At 44.8% G+C, this 26,667-nt stretch carries 30 protein-coding genes and 2 pseudogenes; 8 read left to right on the top strand and 24 right to left on the bottom strand.

The window, feature by feature from the left end:
• Position 1 precedes the first annotated feature (1 nt).
• Positions 2-571: pseudogene (locus C1A11_RS01520) on the top strand (UDP binding domain-containing protein); the annotation flags it as partial.
• Between the two features lie 114 nt (positions 572-685).
• Here the strand turns inward: C1A11_RS01520 and C1A11_RS01515 are convergent.
• Both C1A11_RS01515 and C1A11_RS01510 read right to left on the bottom strand, forming a co-directional pair.
• Complete coding sequence (locus C1A11_RS01515; protein ID WP_102048670.1) at positions 686-949, bottom strand: hypothetical protein; 264 nt, start codon at positions 947-949, stop codon at positions 686-688.
• Positions 950-990: 41 nt separating this feature from the next.
• Entirely contained in the window at positions 991-1,788 is a 798-nt protein-coding gene (locus C1A11_RS01510; protein WP_102048669.1) for a hypothetical protein, read from the bottom strand.
• A 171-nt stretch (positions 1,789-1,959) separates the two neighbouring features.
• On the opposite strand from C1A11_RS01510, the gene C1A11_RS14035 reads away from it, so the two are divergent.
• From C1A11_RS14035 to C1A11_RS14030, 4 genes and pseudogenes are all read left to right on the top strand, one after another.
• Positions 1,960-2,298 carry an IS3 family transposase gene (locus C1A11_RS14035; RefSeq protein ID WP_423242017.1) on the top strand — a complete coding sequence of 113 codons (339 nt, stop codon included), beginning with the start codon at positions 1,960-1,962 and terminating at the stop codon, positions 2,296-2,298.
• Positions 2,299-2,310: 12 nt separating this feature from the next.
• Positions 2,311-2,769, top strand: a pseudogene (locus C1A11_RS01500) (IS3 family transposase); the annotation flags it as partial.
• A 701-nt stretch (positions 2,770-3,470) separates the two neighbouring features.
• A complete protein-coding gene (locus C1A11_RS01495; protein ID WP_102048666.1) occupies positions 3,471-4,475 on the top strand; it encodes a phage lytic cycle repressor MrpR family protein in 1,005 nt (334 codons plus the stop codon).
• A 338-nt stretch (positions 4,476-4,813) separates the two neighbouring features.
• Positions 4,814-5,026, top strand: coding sequence for a helix-turn-helix domain-containing protein (locus C1A11_RS14030; protein WP_102048665.1), 213 nt, complete (start codon positions 4,814-4,816; stop codon positions 5,024-5,026).
• Positions 5,027-5,096: 70 nt separating this feature from the next.
• Here the strand turns inward: C1A11_RS14030 and C1A11_RS01485 are convergent, their stop codons facing one another.
• A complete protein-coding gene (locus C1A11_RS01485; protein WP_102048664.1) occupies positions 5,097-6,170 on the bottom strand; it encodes a tyrosine-type recombinase/integrase in 1,074 nt (357 codons plus the stop codon).
• A 706-nt stretch (positions 6,171-6,876) separates the two neighbouring features.
• Here C1A11_RS01485 and C1A11_RS01475 point away from each other — a divergent pair.
• The 3 genes from C1A11_RS01475 to C1A11_RS01465 all read left to right on the top strand — a co-directional run bounded on the left by C1A11_RS01475 (position 6,877) and on the right by C1A11_RS01465 (position 10,227).
• A complete protein-coding gene (locus C1A11_RS01475) occupies positions 6,877-7,809 on the top strand; it encodes a hypothetical protein (RefSeq protein ID WP_102048662.1) in 933 nt (310 codons plus the stop codon).
• A 37-nt stretch (positions 7,810-7,846) separates the two neighbouring features.
• Positions 7,847-8,728: a DUF2806 domain-containing protein gene (locus tag C1A11_RS01470; protein ID WP_180950203.1), complete on the top strand. Its 882-nt coding sequence runs from the start codon at positions 7,847-7,849 to the stop codon at positions 8,726-8,728.
• 677 nt (positions 8,729-9,405) lie between these two features.
• Positions 9,406-10,227, top strand: coding sequence for a hypothetical protein (locus C1A11_RS01465; RefSeq protein ID WP_102048660.1), 822 nt, complete (start codon positions 9,406-9,408; stop codon positions 10,225-10,227).
• Between the two features lie 518 nt (positions 10,228-10,745).
• Here C1A11_RS01465 and C1A11_RS01460 read toward each other — a convergent pair.
• From C1A11_RS01460 to C1A11_RS01360, 21 genes are all read right to left on the bottom strand, one after another.
• Positions 10,746-11,237: a phage holin family protein gene (locus C1A11_RS01460; protein WP_102048659.1), complete on the bottom strand. Its 492-nt coding sequence runs from the start codon at positions 11,235-11,237 to the stop codon at positions 10,746-10,748.
• Between the two features lies 1 nt (position 11,238).
• Positions 11,239-11,916: an N-acetylmuramoyl-L-alanine amidase gene (locus C1A11_RS01455; protein ID WP_102048658.1), complete on the bottom strand. Its 678-nt coding sequence runs from the start codon at positions 11,914-11,916 to the stop codon at positions 11,239-11,241.
• Positions 11,917-12,192: 276 nt separating this feature from the next.
• On the bottom strand, positions 12,193-12,594 hold the full coding sequence (locus C1A11_RS01450) for a hypothetical protein (protein ID WP_102048657.1): 402 nt from the start codon (positions 12,592-12,594) through the stop codon (positions 12,193-12,195).
• Positions 12,595-12,616: 22 nt separating this feature from the next.
• Positions 12,617-13,105: a hypothetical protein gene (locus tag C1A11_RS01445; protein ID WP_102048656.1), complete on the bottom strand. Its 489-nt coding sequence runs from the start codon at positions 13,103-13,105 to the stop codon at positions 12,617-12,619.
• Positions 13,106-13,117: 12 nt separating this feature from the next.
• Entirely contained in the window at positions 13,118-14,308 is a 1,191-nt protein-coding gene (locus C1A11_RS01440; RefSeq protein WP_102048655.1) for a hypothetical protein, read from the bottom strand.
• Entirely contained in the window at positions 14,305-15,390 is a 1,086-nt protein-coding gene (locus tag C1A11_RS01435) for a siphovirus ReqiPepy6 Gp37-like family protein (RefSeq protein ID WP_102048654.1), read from the bottom strand. The genes C1A11_RS01440 and C1A11_RS01435 overlap by 4 nt, the downstream gene beginning before the upstream one ends.
• Positions 15,387-16,250 (bottom strand): phage distal tail protein, encoded by an 864-nt coding sequence (locus C1A11_RS01430; RefSeq protein ID WP_102048653.1) that lies wholly within the window; start codon positions 16,248-16,250, stop codon positions 15,387-15,389. Before C1A11_RS01430 ends, C1A11_RS01435 begins: the two co-directional genes overlap by 4 nt.
• Positions 16,247-18,136, bottom strand: a complete 1,890-nt coding sequence (locus C1A11_RS01425; protein ID WP_102048652.1) for a tape measure protein — start codon at positions 18,134-18,136, stop codon at positions 16,247-16,249. The genes C1A11_RS01430 and C1A11_RS01425 overlap by 4 nt, the downstream gene beginning before the upstream one ends.
• Positions 18,137-18,298: 162 nt before the next feature.
• The gene (locus C1A11_RS01420; RefSeq protein ID WP_145995698.1) at positions 18,299-18,943 is read right to left on the bottom strand and encodes a bacteriophage Gp15 family protein; all 645 of its coding nucleotides are present in this window, start codon (positions 18,941-18,943) and stop codon (positions 18,299-18,301) included.
• The gene (locus C1A11_RS01415) at positions 18,900-19,247 is read right to left on the bottom strand and encodes a DUF6673 family protein (protein WP_102048650.1); all 348 of its coding nucleotides are present in this window, start codon (positions 19,245-19,247) and stop codon (positions 18,900-18,902) included. The genes C1A11_RS01420 and C1A11_RS01415 overlap by 44 nt, the downstream gene beginning before the upstream one ends.
• Positions 19,248-19,360: 113 nt before the next feature.
• On the bottom strand, positions 19,361-19,858 hold the full coding sequence (locus tag C1A11_RS01410) for a phage tail tube protein (RefSeq protein ID WP_102048649.1): 498 nt from the start codon (positions 19,856-19,858) through the stop codon (positions 19,361-19,363).
• Positions 19,855-20,301, bottom strand: a complete 447-nt coding sequence (locus C1A11_RS01405) for a hypothetical protein (protein WP_102048648.1) — start codon at positions 20,299-20,301, stop codon at positions 19,855-19,857. The genes C1A11_RS01410 and C1A11_RS01405 overlap by 4 nt, the downstream gene beginning before the upstream one ends.
• The gene (locus C1A11_RS01400; protein ID WP_102048647.1) at positions 20,301-20,711 is read right to left on the bottom strand and encodes a minor capsid protein; all 411 of its coding nucleotides are present in this window, start codon (positions 20,709-20,711) and stop codon (positions 20,301-20,303) included. Before C1A11_RS01400 ends, C1A11_RS01405 begins: the two co-directional genes overlap by 1 nt.
• Positions 20,712-21,122, bottom strand: coding sequence for a DUF6751 family protein (locus tag C1A11_RS01395; RefSeq protein ID WP_102048646.1), 411 nt, complete (start codon positions 21,120-21,122; stop codon positions 20,712-20,714). It abuts the gene before it with no gap.
• Positions 21,123-21,124: 2 nt separating this feature from the next.
• Positions 21,125-21,490, bottom strand: coding sequence for a head-tail connector protein (locus C1A11_RS01390; protein ID WP_102048645.1), 366 nt, complete (start codon positions 21,488-21,490; stop codon positions 21,125-21,127).
• 11 nt (positions 21,491-21,501) lie between these two features.
• On the bottom strand, positions 21,502-21,756 hold the full coding sequence (locus tag C1A11_RS01385; RefSeq protein ID WP_102048644.1) for a hypothetical protein: 255 nt from the start codon (positions 21,754-21,756) through the stop codon (positions 21,502-21,504).
• Positions 21,757-21,766: 10 nt separating this feature from the next.
• Positions 21,767-22,699 (bottom strand): major capsid protein, encoded by a 933-nt coding sequence (locus tag C1A11_RS01380; RefSeq protein ID WP_102048643.1) that lies wholly within the window; start codon positions 22,697-22,699, stop codon positions 21,767-21,769.
• A 14-nt stretch (positions 22,700-22,713) separates the two neighbouring features.
• Complete coding sequence (locus tag C1A11_RS01375; RefSeq protein WP_180950202.1) at positions 22,714-23,271, bottom strand: phage scaffolding protein; 558 nt, start codon at positions 23,269-23,271, stop codon at positions 22,714-22,716.
• 173 nt (positions 23,272-23,444) lie between these two features.
• Positions 23,445-23,690 carry a hypothetical protein gene (locus C1A11_RS01370; RefSeq protein WP_102048641.1) on the bottom strand — a complete coding sequence of 82 codons (246 nt, stop codon included), beginning with the start codon at positions 23,688-23,690 and terminating at the stop codon, positions 23,445-23,447.
• A complete protein-coding gene (locus tag C1A11_RS01365) occupies positions 23,687-25,162 on the bottom strand; it encodes a phage minor capsid protein (protein WP_102048640.1) in 1,476 nt (491 codons plus the stop codon). Before C1A11_RS01365 ends, C1A11_RS01370 begins: the two co-directional genes overlap by 4 nt.
• Positions 25,162-26,667 (bottom strand): hypothetical protein, encoded by a 1,506-nt coding sequence (locus tag C1A11_RS01360; RefSeq protein ID WP_102048639.1) that lies wholly within the window; start codon positions 26,665-26,667, stop codon positions 25,162-25,164. The genes C1A11_RS01365 and C1A11_RS01360 overlap by 1 nt, the downstream gene beginning before the upstream one ends.

Below are 26,667 nucleotides of genomic sequence, written 5' to 3'. Positions count from 1 at the left end.
TACCTATGCGGAAATGAAGGGCTTGAACACCCAGCAAATCATCAATGGTGTCTGCCTTGATCCGCGCATTGGTGATCAATACAATAATCCTAGCTTTGGCTATGGTGGCTACTGCCTACCCAAGGATACAAAGCAACTGCTGGCAAACTATGCTGAGGTACCAGAGAATCTGATTGAGGCAATTGTTGAAAGCAACCGCACACGCAAAGATTTTATTGCTGACCGTGTGTTGGAAATTGCTGGAAGCTACGAAGCTAATGATGTATGGAGTGCAGAAAAAGAGAAGCCTGTTGTCGTGGGCGTATACCGCTTGACAATGAAGTCTAATTCCGACAACTTCCGTCAGTCCAGCATCCAAGGCGTTATGAAGCGCATCAAAGCCAAGGGCGCAACCGTCGTTGTATATGAACCGACATTAGAGGAGGGAACGACCTTTTTTGGCAGCCGAGTGGAGAATAATTTGAAAAATTTTAAGCGCCAATGTAACGCCATTATCACAAACCGCTATGACAGTTGCCTAGATGATGTACAAGAAAGAGTTTATACGCGAGATCTGTTCAGAAGAGACTAAAATGTAATGAGAGATAAATTGTATCCTCCCTTCCATAGTCACGTAGCGAATCATCGACGATATTATTTTGCGAGTTCCTACTGGCGTTGTTAGTTTGAATGGTTATTAGTTTGTTTAATTTTTTGTTTGCATTTTCCGCATACGCTCTCCGGCTGCTTTACGTGCCTCTTCTGACATCTGCCTGGGCAAATGAATTTTGACACACTTCTTAGGAATACGAGCCAAAATAGAACCATCAGTATTGGTAGCTATAATTTTAAATTCTTCATTGGCCTCGGCCATCCTAGTAATCTTATTAATCCAACTCTGGATCTCAAAGTAAACTGTAGCGTAAGGCTTTTCGGAGTCCCAATTAATTGCGTTTTCTTTTACTGCCATATGTGCACCTCCTTCCTCAAGCGTGGTGTAGATATATTTAGTTAGTATTCATAACGAAGTTGACGGTCAGAAACGTTGTATGCTTTTAGCATTAAATGAGCCTTTGCAAACATTTCCTCTTTTTCGGATCCATCAATTTGGGGTCGTGCGTATACGTTGGGAGTATTTACAATCACGCCATTGTCATTTACAAACTTACCATAGTTATTGCAAGCAAGCATGCCAGCATCCACGAGTGCGTGTACCGCATTCAAAACAGTAGGAGCAGATAGCTTAGTTTCTTTTGCTAATCTTTCAAAAGACATATAAGTGGCCATTGGTGAGAATTCAATTGTCTGACCTGGTTTGCGCGGATAAATGTATGAAACAATCGTGAGGAATACCTGCAACAAGACTCCTTTGTTTTTTGCATTAACATAGTCTCGCAGCACCTCCCACTCATCTTCATACAACATGGCGAAGCTATTATCGCATCCATCTAATAGATTTTTGGGGCTGTCCGAGATGTTTACTTTAAACATTCGTATGCTGCTATACTTTTCATCCAATTCAGCATTCGTAGTCCAACCAAGATTTTCATACGCAAATTGGATGGTGTCGCGAATATAGTTTTTGAACCTGTAATATGTAGCGCGTGAAGGGCAAGATATGTCGTGCCCACAATCTTCATATAGGGCCTGAATGGATGCGCGTGATTCTCCATGTCTGCTTTCCCCATATTTGAGAGAGGTGAAAATCAACAGCTGCTCTGGACGTAGATAAGGTTTCACCATGTCTTGGGAAACCCTAAAAAGGGGTGTGTAAATTTTCAAATATGGCTCTTGGCTATCTTTCTGCATGTGTTTGTTTTCTCCTTCTAAAATTAATCAAAGTTACATACGCTCCGGCAATGAAATATTCCTAGATTTCTGAGAAAGTTTTTCGGCAATGATAAAAGCTTGTCAGATTTACCCCAGTTGCTATTGGTGCCGGAGCATAAAAGTCGTGTATTATTGTTTGGCATCCGCTGGATGTTACGGAGCGCGGGCATTTGTCCAAATGCTTATTATAACTACTTAAAAGGAAAAACGGCAGAGTATCTTGCCAAAAAAGCAGATATTCGCCGAGAGATAGAGACTATTTACCATGAAACTGGTGGTATTTTAGGGCACAGAAGCATGAGAATCTTTCTGCTCCGAAAAAGGATTTCATTAAGCAAGGCCACGGTACATCGGTATATGAATAAAGAATTGCGGTTGCTGTGCATCTGCCGCAGAAAGCGGCCTGGTTATAAAAAGGGGGAGCCTCACAAGGTATTTCCGAATCTTCTGAATCAGAGATTCGAGGTTTCTGCCAAAAACCAAGTCTGATGCACAGATTTTACGTATCTTTTCATTTCAAACGGGATGGTACGATATAATTGCACGATTATCGACCTCTACGATCGCCGTGTGGTAGCAAGTGAGACGGGAAGATGGATTACAAGCGAGCTTGCTATTAAGACATTGAACAAAGCGTTGGATGCCCAGCGGAAACGTCCGTACGGGCTTATTTTACACTCTGACCAAGGCAGCCAATTTACATCTCTGAACTTTACCCTTTTTTGTGAAGAACACGGGATTAGACAGAGCATGAGCCGAGCCGGCTGCCCATATGACAACGCCCCAATGGAACGCTACTACAACAGCCTGAAAGCAGAGCTGATTGAGCAATTCACTTTTAACACGGACGAGGAGCTCAATTATGCCGTTTCCGAGTACGCTTATCTCTGGTACAACCAGATTCGTCCGCATTCCTATAACAACTATATGACACCACTAGAGGCACGCAATTCGGGCTAAATTAGACAGTGGTGTTACAAATATGCTTGACCAGGACATTTCACAATTTTATTATGTGAAAGTTATAAGACAACTGCTATACTAATTATCAAAAATGTTGATAGACAGCTCCACGTGGTCGGCAGGCTTAAGTCGTAAAGTAATATATTACTGTGTGGAATAGGGCTCTCTGTAAAAAACTTGTTTTATCCAATGAAAATTAACTCTTGACAAACTTCTTTATTTGCCGTAAGATAATAAACATAGAAGAACTAAGCCCGCAACAAAACTTATAAGGGAGTATAGCCTATGGAAGAAATAGATAACAACTTGCTGCAATTGCCTCAAAGCTAAATTTAATATGTATTCGGGAATGGTTAAGGGTATCCCATTTGGTAGACAGTGTTGGAAGAGTAATTCTCCGGTACACGGCAAATGCGCAAGTAGAGAAATTAAGTATATGGATAAAGACAGCACCTTGATGGGTAAGAACTATGGTAGATCAGACTAATTTGAAATTTAAACTTGGTCAGTTTTCGGATAAGGATTGGAATAAGGAAGCTATTGGTATGGCGCTTTTAAGCTAGTGTATTTTGAAAGCGTTTGAACAAGGCATAAAACACACTGGACTTTATCGAAGTTTATGTTTGCAGTGTTCGCCTAGCTGCGTATTGCATGAAATATCTGCTTAAGGTATGATGATCTTTGATAGAGGTGATAGTATGCAAGAAGACCAATCTATTTCTATATATAATCCACTGATGAAAAATGGTTTTTTAAAATCTCTAGGTGATGATGATACACCAGGTGTATATAAGAAAAATATTGCAGCAACGCTCTTTAAAGTTGCGTTTTATCCTTTTGAGGTAAAGTGGGATAAAGATTTTTGCAAGTTTAATTATGAACAGACGTTTGAGTGTCTGCTTAGCGCAAAGATGACGGGAACGGCTTCGCTGTTCTACAAAAAAATTACAGTATTGAGAGAATACGTTTATTGGTGCGCGGCACGGGGGGAAATTACACTTGCGGACGCGGCTACACATGCAGTAATGATGATTACTCGTTCTGAGCTAAATCGTTCTGCAAATGCGATATATTCGTCATACTTTTTCTCTACTAAAGAGTTTGCTCAATATGTAAGCGAAATTGGAAAGTTTGGAGACTCGTTCCTTGGACTTCAAACTCTGATGATACTGGCTTGGTACGGATTAAATTATGATGATATGGTCGCAATGAAGAGAACTGATATAGACCAAAATAATCACACAGCTTGTGGGCATGTTATTGCAGATCCAATACTATTTGAGATATTGTATCGATTTAGAGATAGGCAATACGAAGCACGAGAGTGTGCAAATGGTGTTGTCAAACAATATCAGTTGAAAAATGACGTGTTGCTTTTTAGCACAGTAAAAGGCGATGGAACTCCTAATATTAAAGTTAACTTTCAAGTTGGGTATATGACGAAAAAAAGAAAAGACGCGATGCAAAGGTTCCCAAAAAGTTCTCCGTTTAGTGAAAAGAATGTTAGTATGACAAGGTTGCTCAATTCAAGAGATTTCCTTAAAGTTTATGAATTCATCAAAGATACAGATGACCATAAAGTAAATAGTTTTGTAGGGCGTAAAAGGGCATATGAAAATTGTCTTGGGAAACCGATATTAGATCCAGAATGCGTAAACTTTTGCGAGTGGATGGACTATAAAAAAGCACATCCCAACATCTAGTATAAAATTTATATGGGTGAGATTCCCATATAAATTTTCAACACATAAAGAATGCAATCAATATAAAACGACTGACATACAAAGGCTTTATCAGTATGCTTAACTACTATTATATTTTGCTTAAACGTATGCACGGGAGCTAGTAATGCAGATAAGGATATATATGAAAATTATATTGTGTATTATCAAAATGTGGATGAGTCTATAAAAATATACTTCGTCGAAAGATGCTCTAACTCTAATAATTCTACTGAATTTATTAAAGCGATTGCCTTCAATACAAGCAGTTTCCAGTCTGGACGAAACTGGCTACATGAATTAAGAAAAGGAGATATAAAATGCTGCTAACTCAGAAATCGGAAGATGATAAGAAATTCTACACATCGAAAGACATCCAATCTATTATGGGATGTGGCAGAACTAAACTATATGAGCTTTTAACAAATGAAACGTTCCCCACGATTAAAATTGGGAGACAATTCTATGTTCCTAAAGCACAGTTTGACAAGTGGGTAGAGCGTAATTTGTACGGTTCTGTAATACTGAATTAAAATAAAAAACAGGGAAGAGAGCAATCTCAACCCTGTTTTTTATTGTGACGTTTTACAACTGGTTTAATCTTCATTCGTCGTCCTTATCTAATACGCTGACCGCATTAATCTTTTGAGACGGGATAAAATGCGCATATATATCGTAAGTCGTACTAACCTTGGCGTGTCCTAACAATTCAGACACTATCTTAACATCTACGCCATGCCTTAAAAGTGCAGAGGCAAATGTATGCCTTAAACAATGCAAACCGGAGTTTTGTATGCGAGTTTTTGAGCGTTCTTGCATTGCATTAAAAGTTCTTCTAATGTTTCTGTCTGAGACCGGAGTAAACTTTGATGTTAGAAAAACAAAGTCCGTACTTGTAACATGGTCTCCGTTGAGCTTCTTTATTTCGCATAAAGCGATTAAAGCACGCTTCGATAGGCTTACGGTACGAGTACCCTTTTTTGTTTTTGTAGAACCTAGCTTTTTTGATTTGGTGTTTGTTATGCGAGCGCCGTCTTTGTCGCGATCAAAAGAAGTGGTCATATTATCTCTAATTAACATCTCTTTTTTTGTAAAGTTGATGTCTCCCCATTTTAGGCCAAGGGCTTCTCCGATACGAAGCCCTGTATACATTAGAAACACGACATGGTATCCATATCTATATATGCGAGTGCTATGTGCCTTATAGTATTTTGCAGTGGTATATCCGCCTTTTGGTTCGGTTACACGACCAGCTTCAAGATATATTTTTTCCATGTCGTCGTCATCAAGAAATTCAATCTCTTTAGTTTTGACAGACAATACGTCCTCTGATGGCAATTCTACGCCATCCATGGGGTTATACGGTAAGTCTTTGAGTTGTACTGCCTTCTTCAGGCAATTGTTAATACAGACCTTTGTACGTTTGATGGTGCCATATGAATACTTCTGAGACGACACGAGTTCATTAATATATTTTTGCAAAAGAAGAGTTGTCACATTAAACATCTGTGCCTTAGCTAAGATAGGGTAAGGCCTAATACGACATTCTAAACACTCTTCTAATGCATCATAGCTTGTGGGCTTCAGCTGATGCAATTTGTACGTAGTCATCCAATTTTTGTAATATTTATCAAAAACCATCTTTGTAGAGTCTACGTTACCATTAGAGCGAAGCATAAAATCATAATCTTTGCTTTTTTCTTTACTTCGGATGCAGAGTTACTATACAACGCCTTTATGTTTGGCTTACCATTTTCTTTTCTGCCAAACTGTTTGCGAGCAACCCATTTCTTGGGTTTGTATTCATAGAAGCACCATTCGCCATGGTTGCGTTTGTACCTTGTTATCTTTTTCTCGTCGGCCATTTGAAAACTGCCACCCTTCTTATAAAAAAATGTATAGGGGGATTAGCCTAGTGATTTGTGCTTATTATAGCACACGATATTATCTATTCCAATAATAATATTACAATGTATATTACAATGTATACGATATTTACTGATATTTGGAGGAACTCAACGGCACTATGGAAAGTTGCAAAATCTCCTTGAAACAAACAAAAAGACTACTAAAATAGCTAATATAAGCCATTTTTAGTAGTCTTTTCTTGGAGCTACTGACCTGATTCGAACAGGCGACCTGCTCATTACGAGGAAATAAAAAAATAGCTTAATTTAAAAAGAAAATAATCATTTGCGCCCAAAGGTTCCCAATAGAACCTAGAATATAATATGAAGAGACCTGGTCAATGGGTTTAAATAATAGCCTTTCCAATATGTTAGTTAAGTGATAAACTTACATTAGGCTATACGCCGCAGAGGATGGCTTTACTGGATGACTTGATAAGAAAAAAGCGAGTTGTGAAATCGATTAAGGAGAAGTTATGAAACAAGAAATAATATTGTTGGAAAATGAAGAAAAAGAGAGCGATTTTTGGACAATTATAGAAAAGATTAAACACTATGCCGAAACTAACCCTGCTCTCTTTGTTTTTGCAGGAACAATTATTGTTACCGTTGTTTCCACTATGATTAAGTTTCTGCTTTATGTTCATAACTTGAGCTACAATAATTACTTCGGTGTTTCAAATACATATATTACTATTACAGAAAAAAATAGTTATGGCTTTCTTCTTTATACATGTGGAGCTATTATTATGCTTTTACTTAATGCACTTTCTTTTTATTTTTTTAAGAAAAGAAAATTAATTCGGTACATGCTTTCTTTTTTTTGTATAATATTTTTTGCTTTTATGATTTTTATAGCGATAGGAGACAACTCCGCTTTTATGAGCAACTTAGTAGATAATATAAATATATCTGTAAGGGTTGCGTTCTCATTAACATTAGTAGCACATATGCCGACTTTGTGTTCGTGGGCAAATGAAAAACTTTCTCGCCTTTCAAGAAAGTTTTTTAGGACAGAATGCAAAGGAGAAGTCGCAATGAGAAATCAGAACAAAGCTATAAGGGGGAGCACAAAACAAGATAATCTCCGTTTCCTAGCAATTATGATAGGAATTAGTTTTCTTATGATGGTAGCAGTGAGCTTGAATATGGGACGAATAGAAGCTATGGGTAAAAGTACATTTAAAACAATATCACTTGAAAAATTAAATATGATAGAGGCCAAAGAAGAAGAGTGGAAAAAGGCTAGCGGAGGAGTTGTTGTTTTTGAAAACAATGATATCTTTTTAGTTTGTCCATACGAGCAAGAACAAGAAGGAATTAAAATAAAAAAACATATTCAAACACAGATTTCTAAGGAAAATACAACAGTTATAAATCAGCGGTTCATAAAAACAAAAGTAGGGTAAATTTGACTTCGAGTAAAACTGGAGGAAAAAAATGTGTATGGATGAAACTTACGAGACATTTTTCAAGGCTGCAGGAGAAACCGTGGCTAAGGAAAGTGTAAACAAACTTTCGGATATGTTGGGAAGATGCTTTCCTTTTTGGGGAGTAAAGAAAGAGGCTGTATTAACTTATATAGAGGAGATTAAGTCCAGTGATTTATCCCCAGAAGCAAAGATGGTGGCACTTGCTAGAACAAAATCAACCTATAAGCATCTGAAAAATCAGATAGCAATTGCTCAGATTGCTGAAAAACAAGTTAAGCTAGGTCCATCTTCTGAATTCGAATCAACTATTAATGTAGAATGGTTTGAGCGCTTTTTCGAGGCGTCAAAATTTGTTTCAGATGAAAAACTGCAGTTTATGTGGGGAAAAATTTTGGCTGGCGAGATTCAAAAGCCTAATAGCACACCTCCGCGCATTATTCGTATTTTATCAGAAATTACTCCTTTTTATTGCAACGCGTTTCAAGCACTTTGTAGTTTAGCGATATATCTGACCCCGTTCGGCCCTGAAGCACAGCGGGGTAAGACGATGCCAACGGTTATAGTGCCTCCAAACTACGAATATTTAGAAAAATACAATATAAATTTTAGTGTTTTAAGTGAATTGCAATGCTTAGGATTGATAGTCTATGATTCTTTTGTAGGCTATCGTCTTCGGATTGATCCAAAGGAGTCTCCGTTTATAAATTTTCTTTACGGACAAACCTCTTTTACAGCAATAACTTCCCAAGAATCTTTACCGGTGGGCTGTGTGATTCTCACAGAAGTGGGAGAAAAAATTTTTAGTTTTGTGGAAAAAACAATAATTCCGGAACATCTAGATTATGTTATAGAATTTCTTGAAAAAAGAGAGGTGAAATTGAAAAGGCAAGAATGAATGTGCAATGTGAAGATTAAAATTCCTAGGAACAGAAAATCTAAAGATTTTACACGCTTAGCAGCGGACTCCTATTTGAGGCTTGTGAACTTAATATTACCCATATTAAAGCTTTTCCGCTCAACCCAGGTTAGAGGATTTATTTCTATATGATCTGAATTACAAATAAATTGCAAAAAATTGTAAATGTTTTAATTTTTATGCCGCAATAATACCAAAAAATTCGGTTCGTTGTAATAACAGATATCAGTGCCGCAACATGGATTATAAAGGTATTGCCGGTTTGCCAACTCTTATATCAGTAATTGATATAAGAGATATGCAAGTTGCTTCGTGTTGAAAGATAAGATTCATAAATATAGAAAAGTATTATTTAAAAATATGCGATATAAAGCATTAAAACTCTAGAGATCACCAAATAGAACACAAATCAATAAAAGCTCGATTACCGAAGGTTGGAAGCTTCTTTTTCGTACCCTTTGCTTCGATGGTTGAGCTTCACTTAATAGCCCCATTTTTAATCTTAAAATAGAGATGTTCATAAGAAACTATTAAGTATAATGAGTAGGCAAGCAAATTGACTACAAGTGTGACAGCTATTTAAAAACAGTAAAATATGTTTAAGAAAACGCCCTAATGTTAATACGAAATTTGGTATTTTAAGGAGACTTATTTTTGTGAAAAAAATTATTGAATTCCTAAATTTTTTTGAGAACCTTAAAAAAAAGCGATTTTTAAAAAGCTTATTAAGTATAGGAATTATTTTCTTTATTTTATTTCTCCCCTTGATTTTAGAAAAATTTTTGTTTAATGGTTTTTTTGGTTGGCGGCCATTTATTACAGCCTTCAGCGAGGAAGTATGGTTTTCTTTTATGATTTCATATATAGGGGCCTTAACTGCTGTGTTTTTGGGCATTGTAACTATCCGGCAAAGTGCAAAATATAAAAAATTATCAGATAGTGTTACGAAATTGACTTTGTTACCCGAAATCTTTCTTATTCACATTAACAGTTCTACAGCGCTACCGTCTCAAGAAGATTTTCCATTTTTTTATTATTCTGTCCAAAGCCAGGATCAAATTGATTATAATGTGGAAAGACAAATATTTAAACTGAGATTTATAACTCTTAATAATCCTATAATTGATTTACGTATTAATCACTTTACCTATAGTTACTATAAAAACTCCAGACGGTACCTTAAAGAAGAAAAAGAAGCACCCCATATAGATATAGACCAGATGAAACAAGTAGTGTTTGTTGATGAAATTTTTTCTATTATATTCTCTCTTCCTAAAGTTAATGGTAACACTCAAAACTCCGAAACAATTCCCGATGAAATACATCTTAATATTAACATTAAATATAAAAATCAACATTACATGGAGTGTAGTAAGGAAGTCGGTATTGTACTCTGCAAACCGCCTCAGGGAAATCAAAATAATTGGATACAAACCATCACCCAGCCGCAAGCAAGTATAAAAACTGAATTTCTATAATTATTTGATATGATCTTTAATATGCAATATTGTTTTCTTTGATTTCAATAGTGCAAGAAATAGGGCCTACAGAACGAATATACTAGAGACCTTATTTTATATACATTATTTCGCTAATTTTGCTGTACCTTCCGCTTTTTGCTCTATCCATTTAACTAGTGTCAGAATGAACTTTACGTTTACTCATAGGCTTGCGATATTTTCAAGTAAATCATGGCCTTTTTCTATAGCGTTCTATGTAAGTAAAATGATTGACACAAGGTTAATTCTTGTTAAGATTTAATTGTTTTATCATTCTTTTACATAATTACATGTAGAAAGGGTGAATATGATATCTAGTTTATCAAAAATAAGAGCATATTCTTGTTTTCGCTTAGGAAAGTGGGAGCATGTGAGAGCACACCGTAGAAGCTATTCGTACTAGTTTTGAACTAGTTGGTAGTGAGAATGATGGGACACCAATATGTCTATAACAGGCAAAGCCCCCGGCCTTCATTAGCCGGGGGCTTTGCCTGTCTCTATTCTTTTTTGCTAGGCTTCTTGAGAATATTGTCCCAGACGTTTTCGGTGCCGAGCTTTCCAGCGGAAAGAAGACTGATTAAAAAGTCAGGAATGCGAGTGCCCATTTTGTTTGCATTCTCGCAGATGCTGCCGAGTTCCGTGAAAATATACCAGCAGATTACCACTGGAAAAACCATCATGCCATAGGTAAAGGGAAGTGTAAATCCGGGAATGTTGTTGACGATTTGACCGAGTATTCCGTCTACGATTGCTGCAATAATGACCACAAGAATCATCCCAGCTTTGTGCCAGATGCCGTCTCTCGCAGTGCTAGACTTCCACTCCTTGTTTTTCTTTGCGGCAGCAGAGCCCGAAATCCAGTCCAATGCCATGCAACAAATCCAGCCTACGACAAGCCAACCAATCCAGCCAAAGGCAGCGGTAAAGGCTGTTGCTGTACCCACGATGCCGCCTTTGATCACTGCAAAGATATTGCGCTTTTCTTCCATGTTACACCTCCACATCGGTCACAAAACACTGAATACCCTGTGCGCTAAGCTTTGCCGCGTACGCCTTAGCAGACTGCTCCGAAGAGAAAGCACCAGCCTGTACGCGGTACAGCTTATTGTTAGGTGTCGGCACAGGCTGAGCAGGTGCGGTACCGACATTCCACATTTCATCTAAGTACTGCTGTGCTTTCTGACGTAGCCATGTCATGCCGCCGCACTGGCCTGCACGTAACTGCGCCGGGCAGTTCTTTTTATCTCGAGAAAAATCGTGGTGCTCGAAAATGTAGCCGGACACAGTTTTGATTTTACGCTCATGCAGCAGAGCAGCAGCAAGATACGCTGCATTCTTACATGCCTGTGCAAAGTCTGCGCCGACGTTCACACAAATTTCAATCGCAATCGTTTCATTGTTGCCCTTGCCGTTTGCACCGTCTGCGGCATGCCATGCCACTTCACCGTCTGGCACAAGATGATACACTTCGGCTTCGTCCACAACGTAGTGGTAGCTGCATTCCTTTGCACTGCCACCGTTGCGTGTCATATATACCATATGGTTTTTCGCAGTCGCCGTGGCTGCCTTGTTTGCGGTTTCGTGGATGGTGATACCGCTAAAGGCACGCAGCTTTTTGCCGCAGCGTGCTGCGCTGATCGGAAGAATGCTTTCGTTGATTGTGATCATGTTACGTCCTTTCTATTGTTCGTTTTATCGGCTTGCTAAAGAATAATGGGCTCAATCCACACCACACTATGTCCAAAGAGGTGTATCGTCGTGCGGAAGAAAATACTTTTTGCTATTATGATGGCATTGTTGTTGGTGTCGTGCAGTAAAGAAACTACACAGCCGACGAATGAGCCTGTATTTGAACAGGAGTGCGCAAATTTATACTTGCACGTCAGCGGCGTTCCGCTTTCACCGTCCTAAAAATAAAAGTTTGTAGCCCTTTGAGATAGGGTGTTACACTTTAATTCCCAGTGCCTCCAGTTGCTGCTCGGTGTAGGTGAGCTGTTCCAGCTTGACGACAAGATGCGTTTCCGTAACCGGCGGAGTGCTTGCGTCAGTAAAATTCGGAATGGTCACGATTTCTTTGCCGACCGAGGTGACATAGTTGTATTTGCTGTAAATCAGAGAGTGCTTGACCTTGTTAGGCTCCACGGACTCATCAATCTCAGTGAGAGTGATGGTGTCCGTTTTCTTTTTGTCCGAAAAAAGCGAATCCAGCTGTTCCAGTGTCATGAGATCTTCCCGCATGTGAATCTCCATGCGGTTTCGGGCATTGGTAGAAAAAGAAGGATAGACCGCAGTGCTTTGCGGTAGTACCTCGTATTCGGATTTGTCTGCGAGTGTGAGTTTTAGCATTGTTAGAACCTCCTAATAATCTTTAACTAAGCCACATATTTGAGATATACACGCCGCCACGAAGTGCCTCAACACCGATAGAGATAGCACCTGCTGAAACTGGAAGAGTGTATGTACCGGGAGTAGTGATTTCTCGGACATGTTCAGCATTTACGCCCCACTTGTCGGTACTTCCAGTCGTGGCAAACATAAAGCATTGACCAGCGCCTTCGCGACCTACGACCTGAATATTTAATGTGCTGTATCCGGAAGTAGCGATGGGAAACCACCAGTCAGCTCGACCATCGCAGTTAATCAGCCAATTGGCACCAGATATCTGGCTAGCTTGCCATGCTGACCCTTCCACATACTTTTTTACAGGTGTGCCGAGCCCACCGAAGGCGCCATTGTAAAATAGCGTGAGTTCCTTTTTCCAGTTAAGGACATTGTTGAAATAACATTCGCGTTGCTCTGCGCCATTGTAAAAAAGGCCGCTTTGCGCAACGTTATTAAAAAAGATGCCTCCTGCCATTGCGCCGCCTCCTTACGAATAGCTAATCCAGAGCCGGCCGTCCGAACCCATCGAGATATTACTTGCCCTGGCTGCCATCTTAGCAGCAGGGACAGCCAGTACAGTGTTAGCACCGCCATTAAAGCCTAAGTAATAGGCTTGTGCAGCAGTAGCAGCTTCGTTCTTAAATGAGTCAAAGCCACCCATACGAGAAATGGGCCATGCGTAATCACGCACATACTTGTTAGTACCGCCATTTTCTTGCCAGCCAAACCACACTTTTGTGTTTGTGTCATATCCATTAGACCAGACTCTTCCCGGAACAGGGAAAGACTCAACTAAGTGGACAGTAATAACTTGAGAGGATTTCCACACTTCACGGTAGCCATAGAAAGCACCTTTAATGCCGGGAGGGCAGTTAGTGTAGGAAGTATCAGCGGTCTCGCTACCAAACACACTAGGCTTCATATCTTCACTTGAAAAGTCGCCGGCAGTGTTGATGGATAGAAAGTCATTGTTGACGAGGAGTTTTGTGGTAGCCATTCCAGACTCACTAGCGTAACCAGCGTTTGGCACTTTTGCATCTGCTGCGAATTTAGGCGTAGTAATGGCACCATCCGCAATCTTGGGCTCAGTGACGGACTTGTCCGGCAAGGCACCGCCAAACACATCTGCCAGGGCTTTTTGGAGCGAAGCAATCAGCCCGGCAACCTGCGCATGAATGGCAGCAGTGTCAATTTCTGTGATGCTGTCGGCCATTAGACCACATACGCTCGGGTCAAGTCGCCGGTCTGTAATTTGCTCCTGAGAAATAGCAATGAGGCCGGGAGTGACATTAATTGTCGCAAGATAGATCTCGTCGTAGTTGTCGTTGCGCACTGGCGCCACCACGGTAGGCGCAGAAGCATATGCTCCTTTCTTTACGGTGATTTCTGCGCAGTTTTTGATTTTGTCGAGCCGACAGACCACGGCGTCAATGCGGGCAAGAGCGCCATCGGCTACCTCAATCGAAAGTGTTAAAGGCTGGGGCTGCAAGGCACAGGTGCCCCAGTATTCTGCATACTTTAGCCATGCAAGACCAGGGGAGACAGTGACCGACATACCGCTTGTAGCAGTGACAGCGAGATTAGTTTCAGCCGAAAAGACACCACGAGTTCTGGTGCAAAGATATGCACCAAGCGCTTCAGCGCCATATTCGGTATTGTCGAGAGGAAAACAAATCATAGGCTCGTAGCCTCCTTTTCAAGAGCAAAATCAGAAAGAATCGCATTGACCGATTTGCCCGTTTTTTCATATACGGTACGCACAGCAGAAACCCGTGCAGATAGCCGCAGACCATACCGGGTGATTTTCAGCGGCACAATGTCGCCCAGGAAGTAATCCTGGCCGTAAAGCATTAAGCCTTGCCCCAGCGCAGCCGATACTTCCAGCGTTTTGAGCTGCGCTGCCAGCTTTTCCAGTCCGCGCGCCTCAAGTAGAGCAGTGTACTGACTGTCGGTGTAAGTAGCTTCGGAATAGGTGTAACCACCTTGTCCATCTGGTGTTGCCACCTGGTAGGTTTGGGCAATGTCTTTGGCATCCACCCAAAGCTCGCGGCGGTCATCTCCGGCATAGCTGCCGAGCGTAACGGTAATGATTTTGCGCGCTGCGCCTTCGCCCTGGCCGCCTACGACGGCGACGTTTTTCCAATCGGCAGAGCCTTGCACGATTTTGAGGTTCGAGAGGTTGTCGATGTCATCGCCGAAATAGCCGTTGTATCCGTTGCTGGTCGTGCGGTCAGTGCCCTGATACACCTCAAAGGTTTCCACGCCTGTTTCCGGCGCGAATGTTTCGCGAAAGCCCAGGCCGGAAGCGGTCGCAAGGCTGATTTCAGCAGCTAAGACGCTGCCCCAAGTAATTTGGGTATCGGTCTTTGCTACAAATCCTTTGGCTGCGGCCGAGGCGCCGGGCAGCCCTCTGCGGTGCTTTGTGGTAAGGCCCAGCATGCCGCTTTCCACACCGGAAATATTCTCGGTTGCCATCACGATGCGATCTGCCCAGCGTGAGACAGAGAGCGGTGCACGCACAGTCAGCGTGGCATCTTTGCCTTTGTCCTCGAGTGTAACTTCGCGGATGACTGCGCTTTCCGGGTGCTCGGTGCAGTAAAGTCGGTTGCCATCCACAAGCAAAGCAGTGTTCTTTTTCGTAGCCGAGCACACGAGCTTTACTTCTCCGGCATCCTGGTATTCACTCAGCCATTGCAGGCTGCGAATATCTTCAATTAGACCAATGCGCTCAAGCGAGGCATTGTAAACGTAGAGTGTCATATACCCGGCAGCACTCCTTTCGGCGCGAGAATCTGCACACGCAGGCCCTCGCGGTTGTTTTCGGCGGCGCAGCGCAGCGTGTTGTTGCCGGGATCTAGCTGCATGTTGAGATCGCTGCCAATGTCCAGATATTTGAAGCCGTTGGCTTCGGTGCCCCCAGCGAGCCGCAGCGTTACGCCTTTGCGGCCATACACCGTGGAAACGGTAATCTGCTCGCCAGCCGCCATTACTTTATTAATCTTGATATAGCTCTGCCGCTCCACATGGTACAGTTCAGGATTCGTGACCTGTGTTGCTGCAGTAAAGGTAATGTCAAACTCAGTGGCCGCGCCGCCGCTGTTGTGGACGGTGGTAAATAGGCTGTTTGAATATTGCGAGAGATACCACCGACCGCCGGTATTTAAGGGAAACCGAAACAGCTTTGTCAGTCCTGCAATCTGTGAGGGGACAGATGCAACGGTACGCCAATACGGATATGGACATCGCAACGAGAATTGGAAGTTCTGCATGCCAGCGCCATCAGAAAATTCCGGTGTCTTTTTCGGTGCACCTTCTATGTACCAACTTTCGCCGCGGTCAATAATGGTAAGACGGCCTACTATCCCCGGCAAAATGCAAGAAAGTACCGCGCGGCGATTGGGTTCTGCATCATAAAGCAGCACACCATTCATTGTGATGTCACGAGGCTGCACCGATTGGTTGTTAATGGTGCTACCAATTTGCCCGGCACCTTGGGACTCGCTGATTGCGACGGAATTACCTGAAACGCCAGTAACAGAAGAAATCCAAAACGAAGAATCTTTTGAGAATACCACCGATTTGCCAGCAGATTCATAGATGAAAACAGCATTTTCAGTCATGGGTTTTTCCAGCGGTTCCTTTCCATAAAATCTTCAGCCTCCCGCGTTAATTCAGCGGGGGAAAGGCTATCGTGTGTATGAATGGTCTGATAAAAATTAGTGGTTGCACTAGGGGCTGCGGCTGGAGCCGGCGGGACAGAAAACGCAGCTACTTGCTGCATGGCATCCGAGGCGGAAACAGCAATTCCATACTGCGCGTCATCTACAGCAGCGCGGGCAGCTTCTACCATGTCCGTCGCAGATGCTCGGGCCGCGCTCACTGCCTGCGGAGTGGATTCCTCGACGCCAACAGCCATGCCGGCCGGCAGCATTTTACCGATTTGATCACGCATTAATCGTGAGGGTGATTTAATGCCGAAAAAGTTTTTTACTGCGTCGAAGGCAGCTTTTGCAGCGTTTAGCGCGGCATCCTTGATGAGCGTTGCTGTTGCTGTAATGCCTTCTTTGATACCGTGAATGATATTGCGGCCGAGATCGGACCAGTGGAAACCATCCTTAAACGTTTTGACGATGCTGTTTACGATGTTCTTGGCAATTTCAACAGGCGCATGAAAGAGCGCCTTAATACCGTCTGCGATAAACTTGATTAGGTTTTTACCAAGGTTTATCCAGTTGAACGCCGTGAACACCGAAACAATGGCTTGGACGATTTTAGGAAAGTTTGCAATCAGATCAGGCACTGCGCCAATGATACCTTTTATAAGCTCGAAAATTAAACTGGCGCCGGTTAGAAGGATTTTGGGCAGATTGTCGTTGATGACTCCGCAGATATTAATGATGATTTGCGGAACGTAAGCAATCAAATCCGGCAGAGCTGCGATAAGGCCTTGCACTAGATTTTTTATAAGATTTAGTCCGCTATCCACCAGTCGCCCTGCATTTTGCCGCAGATTTGCAGTGAACTGCTCAATCATCGGCAATGCATGAGACAGAAACTGTGGTACACCCTCGACGAGCCCAGCAGCAACCTGGTCAATCATCTCAAGTCCAGAATCAAAGAGCGACTGCCCGGCGTCCATGAGATTGACGATTAGCCCTTGTGCAATATCCAGAGCCGCAGAGGCCATACCGGCGGTACCATTTTGGGTAAAAGCTGTTTGCAGCTTATCAACCCAGCCGATAGCCATTGGCAATACATTCTTAGACAGGTTATCAGTTAGCCCTTTGGTGATATCTCCCGCCAGGGAGGTTGCATTGTCTTTCAGCGTAGAGAGTTGGCCTGCAAAGGTGTGACTGGCATTTTCCATCGCATTGTAGAACTTGCCACCTTCGCTGGTTGCATGCTCGAAAGCAGCTTGCACCATTTCAACCGAAATAGCGCCGTCCGACATCTTCTCCTTGAGTGATGCCATTGTGCCATAACCCATTTCAGAAAGTTCCTGCAACGGGTTAAAGCCAGCATTTATCATCTGCAACAGGTCTTGGCCCTGCAGCTTGCCGGTGCTGACCATCTGGCCATAGGCAAGAGAAAGCGATTTTAGTTTTTCAGCGTTACCCAGCGATACGTCGCCAATCATGCGCAGAGTATCCGTCATGCTGCTGGCGTCGGCTGCGCCAAAAGACAGCAAAGTTTGGGCGGCATTGGTCAAATCATTAATAGCAAGGGGAGTCGATGCACCCAGTTCTCGCAGCTCACCCAGTAATGTACTCGCGGCCTCAGCGTTGCCATTCAGCATCGTTGTAAAGTTGGTAGTGTAGGTTTCCAGCTGTGCATTAAAGCCTACACCGATGCTCATGAATGATTTGGCAATCTCTACGCCTGCTGAGGCTACCTTTTGCACAAAAGAGCTAATTAGGTTGCCGCCAGCAACGGTCATGGCAGAAATACCGCCATTAAACCCGCTGGCGTCTAGGCTAGTGTCGCCCTTTACTGTAAAGTCTGCCAAATGATACCCACCTCCTAAGGAGCGCGGGCACAATGGCACAGGCTTATATTTTCACTTCAAACTCTTTCCGACATGCAGGGTTTTTGCACTTCACCCATATACCGGTGGCTTTGGCGTTTTGGGTACGCCAAACCGGGGCGTTCTTGCCGCAGTAGGGGCACTTTACAGGGGTTCTTTCTTTATCCATGCCTCTGCCTTTCTAAATTGTTCGTCTATTTTCGCTTTCAAAGCTGCATCCCGCTCTGCGGCGGTATGCGGCCTTGCTTTAGGGCTTTGCAGCGCGTAGCGGGCTTTCATTTTGCTGTAAAAGGATTTTGCACTTTCTGGCATGTCTGTGGTGTCAGCCGTACGGTAGCCCATGATTTTGCAGATACGGCAGTTTTCCGGCAGGCCGTCGAACAGCGCTCGAAATCGCCACCAGTGCAGGTCTTCTGTAGTCAGGTCGATGCCGTAAGCCTGCTGAAAAGCTGCAACGATAAGCGATGCGTCCTCATCAAAATCGTAAGCTTTGCTACTGTGTGCCGTCTGGGTGCCGCCGCTATGCGATACTGGTTTTCCGCAGCGAAAAAACCAAAGCAAAACATGCCAAGCTTGTTCTCTGTTGGAATATCCCTGAGGAAAGAGCAGTCCGAGGGCAAGATCCACTGTCTGTTCATCTGAAACGCTCTCGTCCTGCAACAACTGCTCAAGCAAAATGCCCACTCGAAAGCTGGTATTAATCTGCAACCCGCCGGCATCTTGCGGCAACTCGTCAATAAGTAGGTTATAACGCATTGCGCTGTACCCGCGCGGCAGTGTAAAGTCCAAGTGCTTTATACTCGTTTTGCGTTGCACAGAGAATCGCGCTGCACACACGCTTGCAGTCGTTCAGATCATTACCATCAAGACCGAGCTTTTGACTCGCACCGTCGCCCAACGTGCGGTCGATAAAGTTCATCACTATCTTGCACTGGCCGCGGATAATCTCCGGCAAACTTGTGATGTGTTCTTTTTCAATGCGCAGCTTCTCGGCTGCCGACTCTTTCTCTGACAGCAGATGCGCGGCTTCCATCCGTTCAAGATCTTTTGCATTGGCAGCAGAAAAGCTGAACTCAATTCCATTGATTTTCATAGTAAAGCCTCCTTTATAACTGTGTGGGCTTTGCCGGAGTTGCACCGGCGTGGCTCAAAAGCCCATAAAAGTGGCCCCACCCGGGGAGGTAAAACGGGCGGGGCCGGGGTAGGTTAAGCTAAGGCGGAATAGGTATACTCTTCAGGGGTACCAATGATGAACAAATTTCCGCTAAAGGTGCCGTTGTTGCCGGCAGACTGATTCGGGCCATCGTCCATAATGACGTTGCCTTCGCCCGAAATACCTTTTCCGGTAAGATAATTGAAATACACGAATTGTGTTTTAACTTGCTCGCCAGTGCCCCAGATGATTTTATGGCTGGCGAGAAAGTCCTGTGCCGCATCCCCATAGCAGCGATCGAACTCCAACTTGATTTTGCCTGCGTTGCCTGTTTTGACAGTTACCTCGCCGGCACGTACATAGGTGGTACTGGCTGTTTTGGGGTTAAACGAAACAGACTGGTCTTTCGCACCGACCTGAAAAATATCAAAGTCTTTGGGTGCCTTTTCGGAGTCTGAAGTTTTAATGCCAAGCACCCAGGTGTCAGCGTCTGCGAAACCGGCATATTCCGGCCGCGGAGTGTGATTTGCCATCAGCTCACTGATTTTCATTGCTCGCGAGCTCCTTTCTGATAATATTGCAGTTGAATTTGGATTTGGAATTTGCAGGTGCCGGCGGCACTGGTGATAATGTAGCCGGTACTGGTAACCGCGACGGAGCGCGGGGTTTTGCCGTCTGCAAGGGTCGGCAGTTCTTTGGCGTCAGATTTGGCTTCAATCCAGTCCGAAAACGCTTCCCAGAATTCGCTATTTCCGGCTTGTTGTGCAATCTGCTCGCTGTACTCCATACGAGAGGCCAGTACGAAGTTTTTGACCCTTAGCGAACCGGAAATATACTTTTGCAGAATCGGATCACCGGGAGTGTCTTCGATAGCAAATTCTACCGGCTTGCTGCCCAAATAGTTGATGCGAAAGGCGACATGGCTGCCGCCAATATCTGTGACAAGCGGGCAGCTTTTCAGCCATGCTTGCATGCTCTTAATGGTTCCACCCATCAGCCTATCCCTTTCTTAATTGCTCCAGCGACAAACGAATGAAGATGTGCTTTGTTGTCGCTTACCATTCTTTCGCCCCAGTGTGCGCCGCGCAACCCGCTGTGTAAGCCGGTACCCAGCACATGCCGATAATACTGCGCGCGAGCATAGGGCGTGTTGTAAACGAGCATGCCAGATCCGAAATCAGAAGCAGTGATCACACTGTTTTTCAGCGTGCCGGAATCCTTGGGGACATATTTATCGGTTAAGCGAGCGCACTCGTGATCAAACATTGTTTGTGCTTGTTGCATTGCGCCAGAGAAACGAGGCCCCATGGCTGGAGACCAGTGTAAACGAACCGAACAGCCGCCGTTGCGCCCCATGACAAAATCATTAGGCTGCGGTACACGACATTTTGGATTTGTTCCCATTTACTCGCCCTCCACATACCAGTGCGGCATTGCGGTGCCGCGATTGTCATGATAGCCGAGAATAGTGACACAAGAACCGCTGGCTAACACCGCATATTGTCTCGGTGTGATGCTGTCAACCTGGCCGGCGATGATTTTACTGCCTGGTGCAAGTGTCCAGCTTTTTGCCTTTACAGCTGGCGGGAGTGCATCCCATGCCTGCGAATGATAAAAAGGCATCCCGGCGGCCGAAGCAACCGGGATGCGCAGCTTATGAATTTCAGCAGAACTTAAACCGTTTGTTTCGGGCCGGCTCATACGCTGCGCATGCCAGCTGCAACCATAGAACGTATGGCAGAGATAAACGTCCTCATCGGTATCAGAATTGTGGTAGCTGTTGACGATGGTGATTGTTTTATTACAGCCTAGCATGCTTATACCCCCGCGTATAGCAATCCATAAGGATCGTTGCCGAGTGCGTCGGCAAGTAGACGGTAGAGCTCTCTTTCTGCGGCACGGCTGTTCCCAGCGGAGTATCTTTCGCTGTAACCATCGGTACTTGCACCGGCAAGGAGACCACTGGCAGAAGATGCTCGCGCAGCTGCTTGGCGTTGCATAGCGTCGGCCATTTGGCCACATGCGTCAGCAAGCTCAGCTGCAAGGTATAACCTATGAGCTTGCGCTCTTCCCAAGGTTAGTTGGTCGATTTTTCGAGTCGCCCGGCTACCCCAGATTTGATACTGTTCTTCGGTCATCAGCCCACCCATACGTACATAGCTACGATAATCACAGTAAAGCAAAATATCTCTCCTTAAATGTCCGGCGAAGTTGTAGGCTCGGAGCTTGCTTCTGCCGCTTTTTTGGCAGCTTTAGCGGCTTTAGTCGCTTCTTTTTCGGCTTTCTTTGCATCTTCAACGGCGGCCTCTGAAAGCTCCACCTCGTAGCCCCGGGTTTTCAGATATTCAGCGCGGGTATCGTCATCCGTGCCGGCAATGCCATCCACAAAATGCAGACCATAGCCGTCGCAAGTCTTTTTAACCGGTGCGATAATTTTGTATTTACTCATAACTGCCTCCTTACAGAGTAATGCCCCGCAGCACAGCGGCGGCACGGGTGGCCTTCAGTGCCATACCAGCAACCATCTCAACCTCGCCGAATTTCACAGCACCAGGCTCCGACATGTTCGGCAGGTAGGTCTTGGGACCGCGAGAACCGTCCGGAGTAACCGCATGTACGCCGTCCAAACCGATGCGAGTCATATAAATTGCGGAAGTGGAGATGATGGGGCTGGAAGAGCCAGGCTTGTCACCGGCATCCATCAGGATGGTGTTGCCATATTTGACGAGCTCCTGACCGAGGTCGTTTTTTGTGGCAGTAAAACCGGCGGCGTAATCTGCGACCGTCTGAATTACAGCAAACATGTCACCGTTCATCAGTGCAATGCTGGGCGCACCGTCCATCAGCTTGAGAGTCTGGCGCAGCTCATAGAGAAAAGCTTTCCAGTTCGTCTCGATTTTGGTTGCAGAGGAAAGGTCGAGGCCAGCCGAGATAGTGCGCTCGGTGGAGCTGCCGGTAATAGCTTTATCCAAGCCATCAAACGCGGTGGCGTCGGTAGACGAGTCACCATTGATGAACTGATCGCAGAACTTGGCGCGGGTTGCAGCGATTTTCTGTGCAAGCTGAAACTGCACCAAATCGGTTACCTGTTTTTCGTTGTTGATCAGCACACGGTCAAGGGCGAATTTGCCGCCAAACACAGCAAGGTTGCTGGTATACTGAGTGGTTTTTGCTTCCTGCGCGGTATATTCGGAGTTGATCGCACGGCCGGCAGCAGTGGGCAGGGTAGTTACGCGGTTATAAACATAGGCAAGAGAGTTGCCGCCGCCGGGTTTAACGGTGTCATCGAACACCATCGCATCGAGAATAGGGGATTTGCGGAATTCGTCAATGACAAAGTTGGTCAGTTTAGACTGACTGAGTTTTTTTGCATCCTCAAGAGTAAATGCCATTATAGTTCATCCTTTCATTCGCTTTTGGTTCCGTAAAGAATAGAGCTGATTTCGCCTGCAAGGGTTTCGGAAGATGCACCACCGCCAGTACCATGTTCGCCGCCAGTCTGCATGCCTGTTTTATTGGCTGGATCTGCTTCAGTGCCTTCAAAAGCCCAGGCATTTTCGGTCTTGCATTTTTCCAAAGCTGCTTTAATGTCAGCAGTCTGGTCTTTTGAGGCTTTGAGCGCGTCCAGATCGAGCAGGCTGCGAATTGCCTTCACGTTACGGCCCTTGCCGTCGCGGATGGCGCCATCGAGCAGACTGTCAAAGCGAAAAGCTTCTTCTTGTGCAGTAAGCTTGTTTTGAAGCTCGGTGATTTTGCCATTCAGAGCGCTGACGTCCACGCCCTCAAAGGCTTTCAAACCGTCTTGTGCGGTTTTCAGCTGCGCACTTACCGCCTCCAGCTTGCCCTGCAAATCTGTAGACTTGTTTTTTTCGGCGTTGATGTCTTTGCCGTGCTCGTCCATCAGCCAATCAAGTTGTGCGTCGGTAATGCCTTCAATTTTGGATTTTACATCTTCGCGTTTCATGTTGGTTCCTTTCTGCCTACGCTTTGTTGTCGCGGGTTGCTTCCGCATGGCTGGGCAGTTTAACTCCATGTCCAGGGCATTTTTTGTATAAAAACAGCGCCCCGCAGCAAGGCAGGACGCCGAATTTATTGAATTAAGGCATGAAAAAACCACCTCGCAAAAGCAGGGTGGTTTCACCATTCTGTAATTGTAATCTGGTTTGCAACCTCAGATAAGGTCTTTCCATCTATAAATGGCGTGCTGAACACCTCATCAATAGAGGACACCGATTGCTCATTTCCGTTGAAGAATAACAGAAAAGAATCCCCGGTTTCCGGCGTATAGCTGGGATCAATGTTTCCTGATTTTCCATTATAGTCGAAACCGAATAAAGTTGCATTGTCTACAATAGTGCTTTTAATCACATCCATCATATTCATAAAATATCGTCATTCTCCTTTCGCTCTTTATCGGTTAATTCTCTGGCAGCAAGATGATGCGGCTTGCCGTTCTCATCCCACCAGTAATCATGCGCATGTTCGCCGTGGCGGCCTAGAGCCTCCTCCACTTTATGACCATGCCCATTATTGCTGATTTGCTTTACCTGTTTTCCATCAGCTCCATAGTAGTTGCGATCTATACCGCCTTTTGCATTTGCTTTTTGAGTAATGCCGTTTGCAGGACCGGTGGGGGCGCTTCTCTTTATTTTTATTATGGTATGCCCAATGGTGTTTGTCAAGGTGTTATGCCTTACAGCCCAGACAGCTTTGCTTGCTTGGCTATGCCCAAACCCGTAGACGCTTAACCTTGCAGAATCTACCCGCCTTTGAGTAGCGTGAGTAAACTGTTTCAGTTTTTGCCGAGCGTTTGACAGCTTGGCGGCTGCGTTAACAGTGTCTAGCCCGGCAGCATCTTCAGCGATAAATAGCTTTTTAGCTGCTCTCACTTTGCGTTCTAAGCTGCGTTGCATTTGAGAAATTTCATATCGGGAATATTGCTGCCCGGCATATTGAATCTCTTTGGCATTCAATGCGTCAAGCTCCGCATCGGTGTAGCCTGGTTGAGAGAGTCCAGGAAAGAAAGGGTAGAAGTTGTGCCGGCAGTTCCAACCGCAAAGGCCGGCGCCTGTGCCATAGCCGGTAGCGGCTTCGAAATCACGATAATGCTGTCCTTCATAAGTGATAGAACCACCGTGGTGATATATCTGGCCTTGCCACGTTGCATGCTCTGGGCGCGCACCAGCGTGCGCGGTAACCTCAACAAATTCGCAGCCCATCTCTTCCATACGTGCTACTTGCAACTTAGCTGCGGTCTGGTTAACGCCAGTGAGTATTGCGCGCCGGCATGCGACCTCTAAGGTGTCATGGTGGCCGCTGGGATAAGTGACGCCCTGCATCGTCTGAGAAAGGGTATCAACTGCACGCTTAATAGCGGACTTATAATCAAATGCCCCGCTAGAGACCTGGAGCCATGCGCGCGATAGTTCGTTTTCAAACTGCCGTGCCACAGTGTTGGCGGTTGTACCGGTAAGGTTTTGCCAGGTGCCAAGCGTTTGCCGATATCCAGCATTCAATAAATTTAAAAGAGCTGTACTCTGGTTTAAATCGGAAGGGGAAAGCCCGGCCGCTCGATACCGCGCGTCATCGCTTGCAAGCGTTTCGATACCGGCGCTTTGCATGAGCTGCCGAATAGTTGTCGCACTTTTACCGCTGTATTTGGCTAGCAGCTTTATTACGTCGGTGCGCAGTGCACGCGTTTGCTCAAAGCGCCAGGCTTGCCATTCAGCGGTGTCGGTAATTCCGTCCATCTTGGAAATGCGGCGTCCGATGTCGCGGAGAATATCGTCTTCGACTTGCTGCCACAGAGAAACAAAGGCGTCAGGCAGCTGTTCCAGATATTCCGGCGTCAGCATTAGGCGTCACCACTTTCAAACTGCAACCGCTCATTGATGCCAGATTCGTTGCTTGCTTCGGTGACCGCTTTCTTTGCGTCTTGCTCGCTCATACCGCGCCATTCCATGTTATACCGGTATTTGGGCAGGAAACCATTAAGCGCGTCCTCCTGGTCCCATTTGCGGCGTGTATCAGCATCAGCGATGTAGCGGTCATCAAAGTTAATGGTAATTTGCGCATCTGGATTGACTGGTTGCCCCATGATGACTTTACCAGCCCAGAGCATTGCTTTAAAAATCTGTAATAGTGCAGCCTCTATTTTAATTTGATGCTTATTTGCATGCTGTACCATGTCTTGCCGATCACCATTGTACTGAGTTGCAGTTGCAATGTTACCTGCGCTAAATTGATAGTGATGGGTGCCAAGACCCACTTTAAATGAGAAATAGTCCAAGGCATCCTGTACGGCTTTGCTGTTATCATCCACTCGCAGATCTGGATTATATTCATGCCAATCTGGTTCATCGTCAGGGTCGTTGCCAGGAGCATGAACGAACAGCGACTGCCGAACATCATCAGGAGTAGCAAAATGCTCCTTTCCGTCTTTGTCGATATAGCTGTTCAGCAGACGCTTATTATAAAACACTTTCTTACCGCCGAGGAAAATATCACGGTGGTAATTATCAAAAGCAGCATCGCACTGCTTTGCCTGGTCTAAGGCTTCGGCGAAAACTGCCATGCCAAGCCCAGGGCCGCCGGAAATGTTCTTAACGACGTTGGGTGTAATAATCGCAAACCAGGGCACATCGCTGCCGGTGGTAAAGGTACCAATCACTCCATCAGGCAAAGCCGTAGGAGCATAACTTGCGGTTTCCTTTTCCTCGTCTTTGCTGGTGAAGTATTCGTTAGTGATGCGGTACTGGCGAACACCTTTTACTGTTATAAGCTGGTGTGTCTGTAAATAAATGCAGCTATTGCCGCCGATCGTCACCTCTGAGGCAAAAGCAACATCAACCACACGCCCGTGACGAATTGTGAGGGGCAAAATACATTCAGCTGGATCATAGTCCATGCAGATGACCGCATCCGGAGATTTCACAACAGCGCCTTTTTCGACCTTGAGATTATCCAGGCTCATCACAAAAGCCCCGGTGCCGCTTCGCATTGTAAGTTCAACAAGCTCGTTTGCTCGGGTCCAAAAATCAATTTGTCGAAGTATGCCGCCGGTTTGCTGTCCTTCTGGGCCAATTAGCCAATCAGATGAGTTCTTGTCGCTTATGCAGGCGAATGTCTTATCATTTAACAGTAGGCTTGCCCAGTCTTCACAAGCGCGCTTTGGCATGCGCATCCGGTACATTTCGCGCGTACGAGTTTCCCCGTCCAGCCCAATCTCCCGGATTGTATGGAACTCAGGAGTGAAACCCTGCCACCACGCACGCCACTGGTCGATATAAGTATAATATTTGCCCTGGATGTTCCACTTCTTGGTTTCATTCAGGTATTTAATGAAATTCGTAATGTTCAT

Source organism: Pygmaiobacter massiliensis (assembly GCF_900199435.1).
Taxonomy (GTDB): Bacteria; Bacillota; Clostridia; order Oscillospirales; family Ruminococcaceae; genus Pygmaiobacter; species Pygmaiobacter massiliensis.
This window is presented reverse-complemented; position numbering and strand designations above follow the sequence as displayed.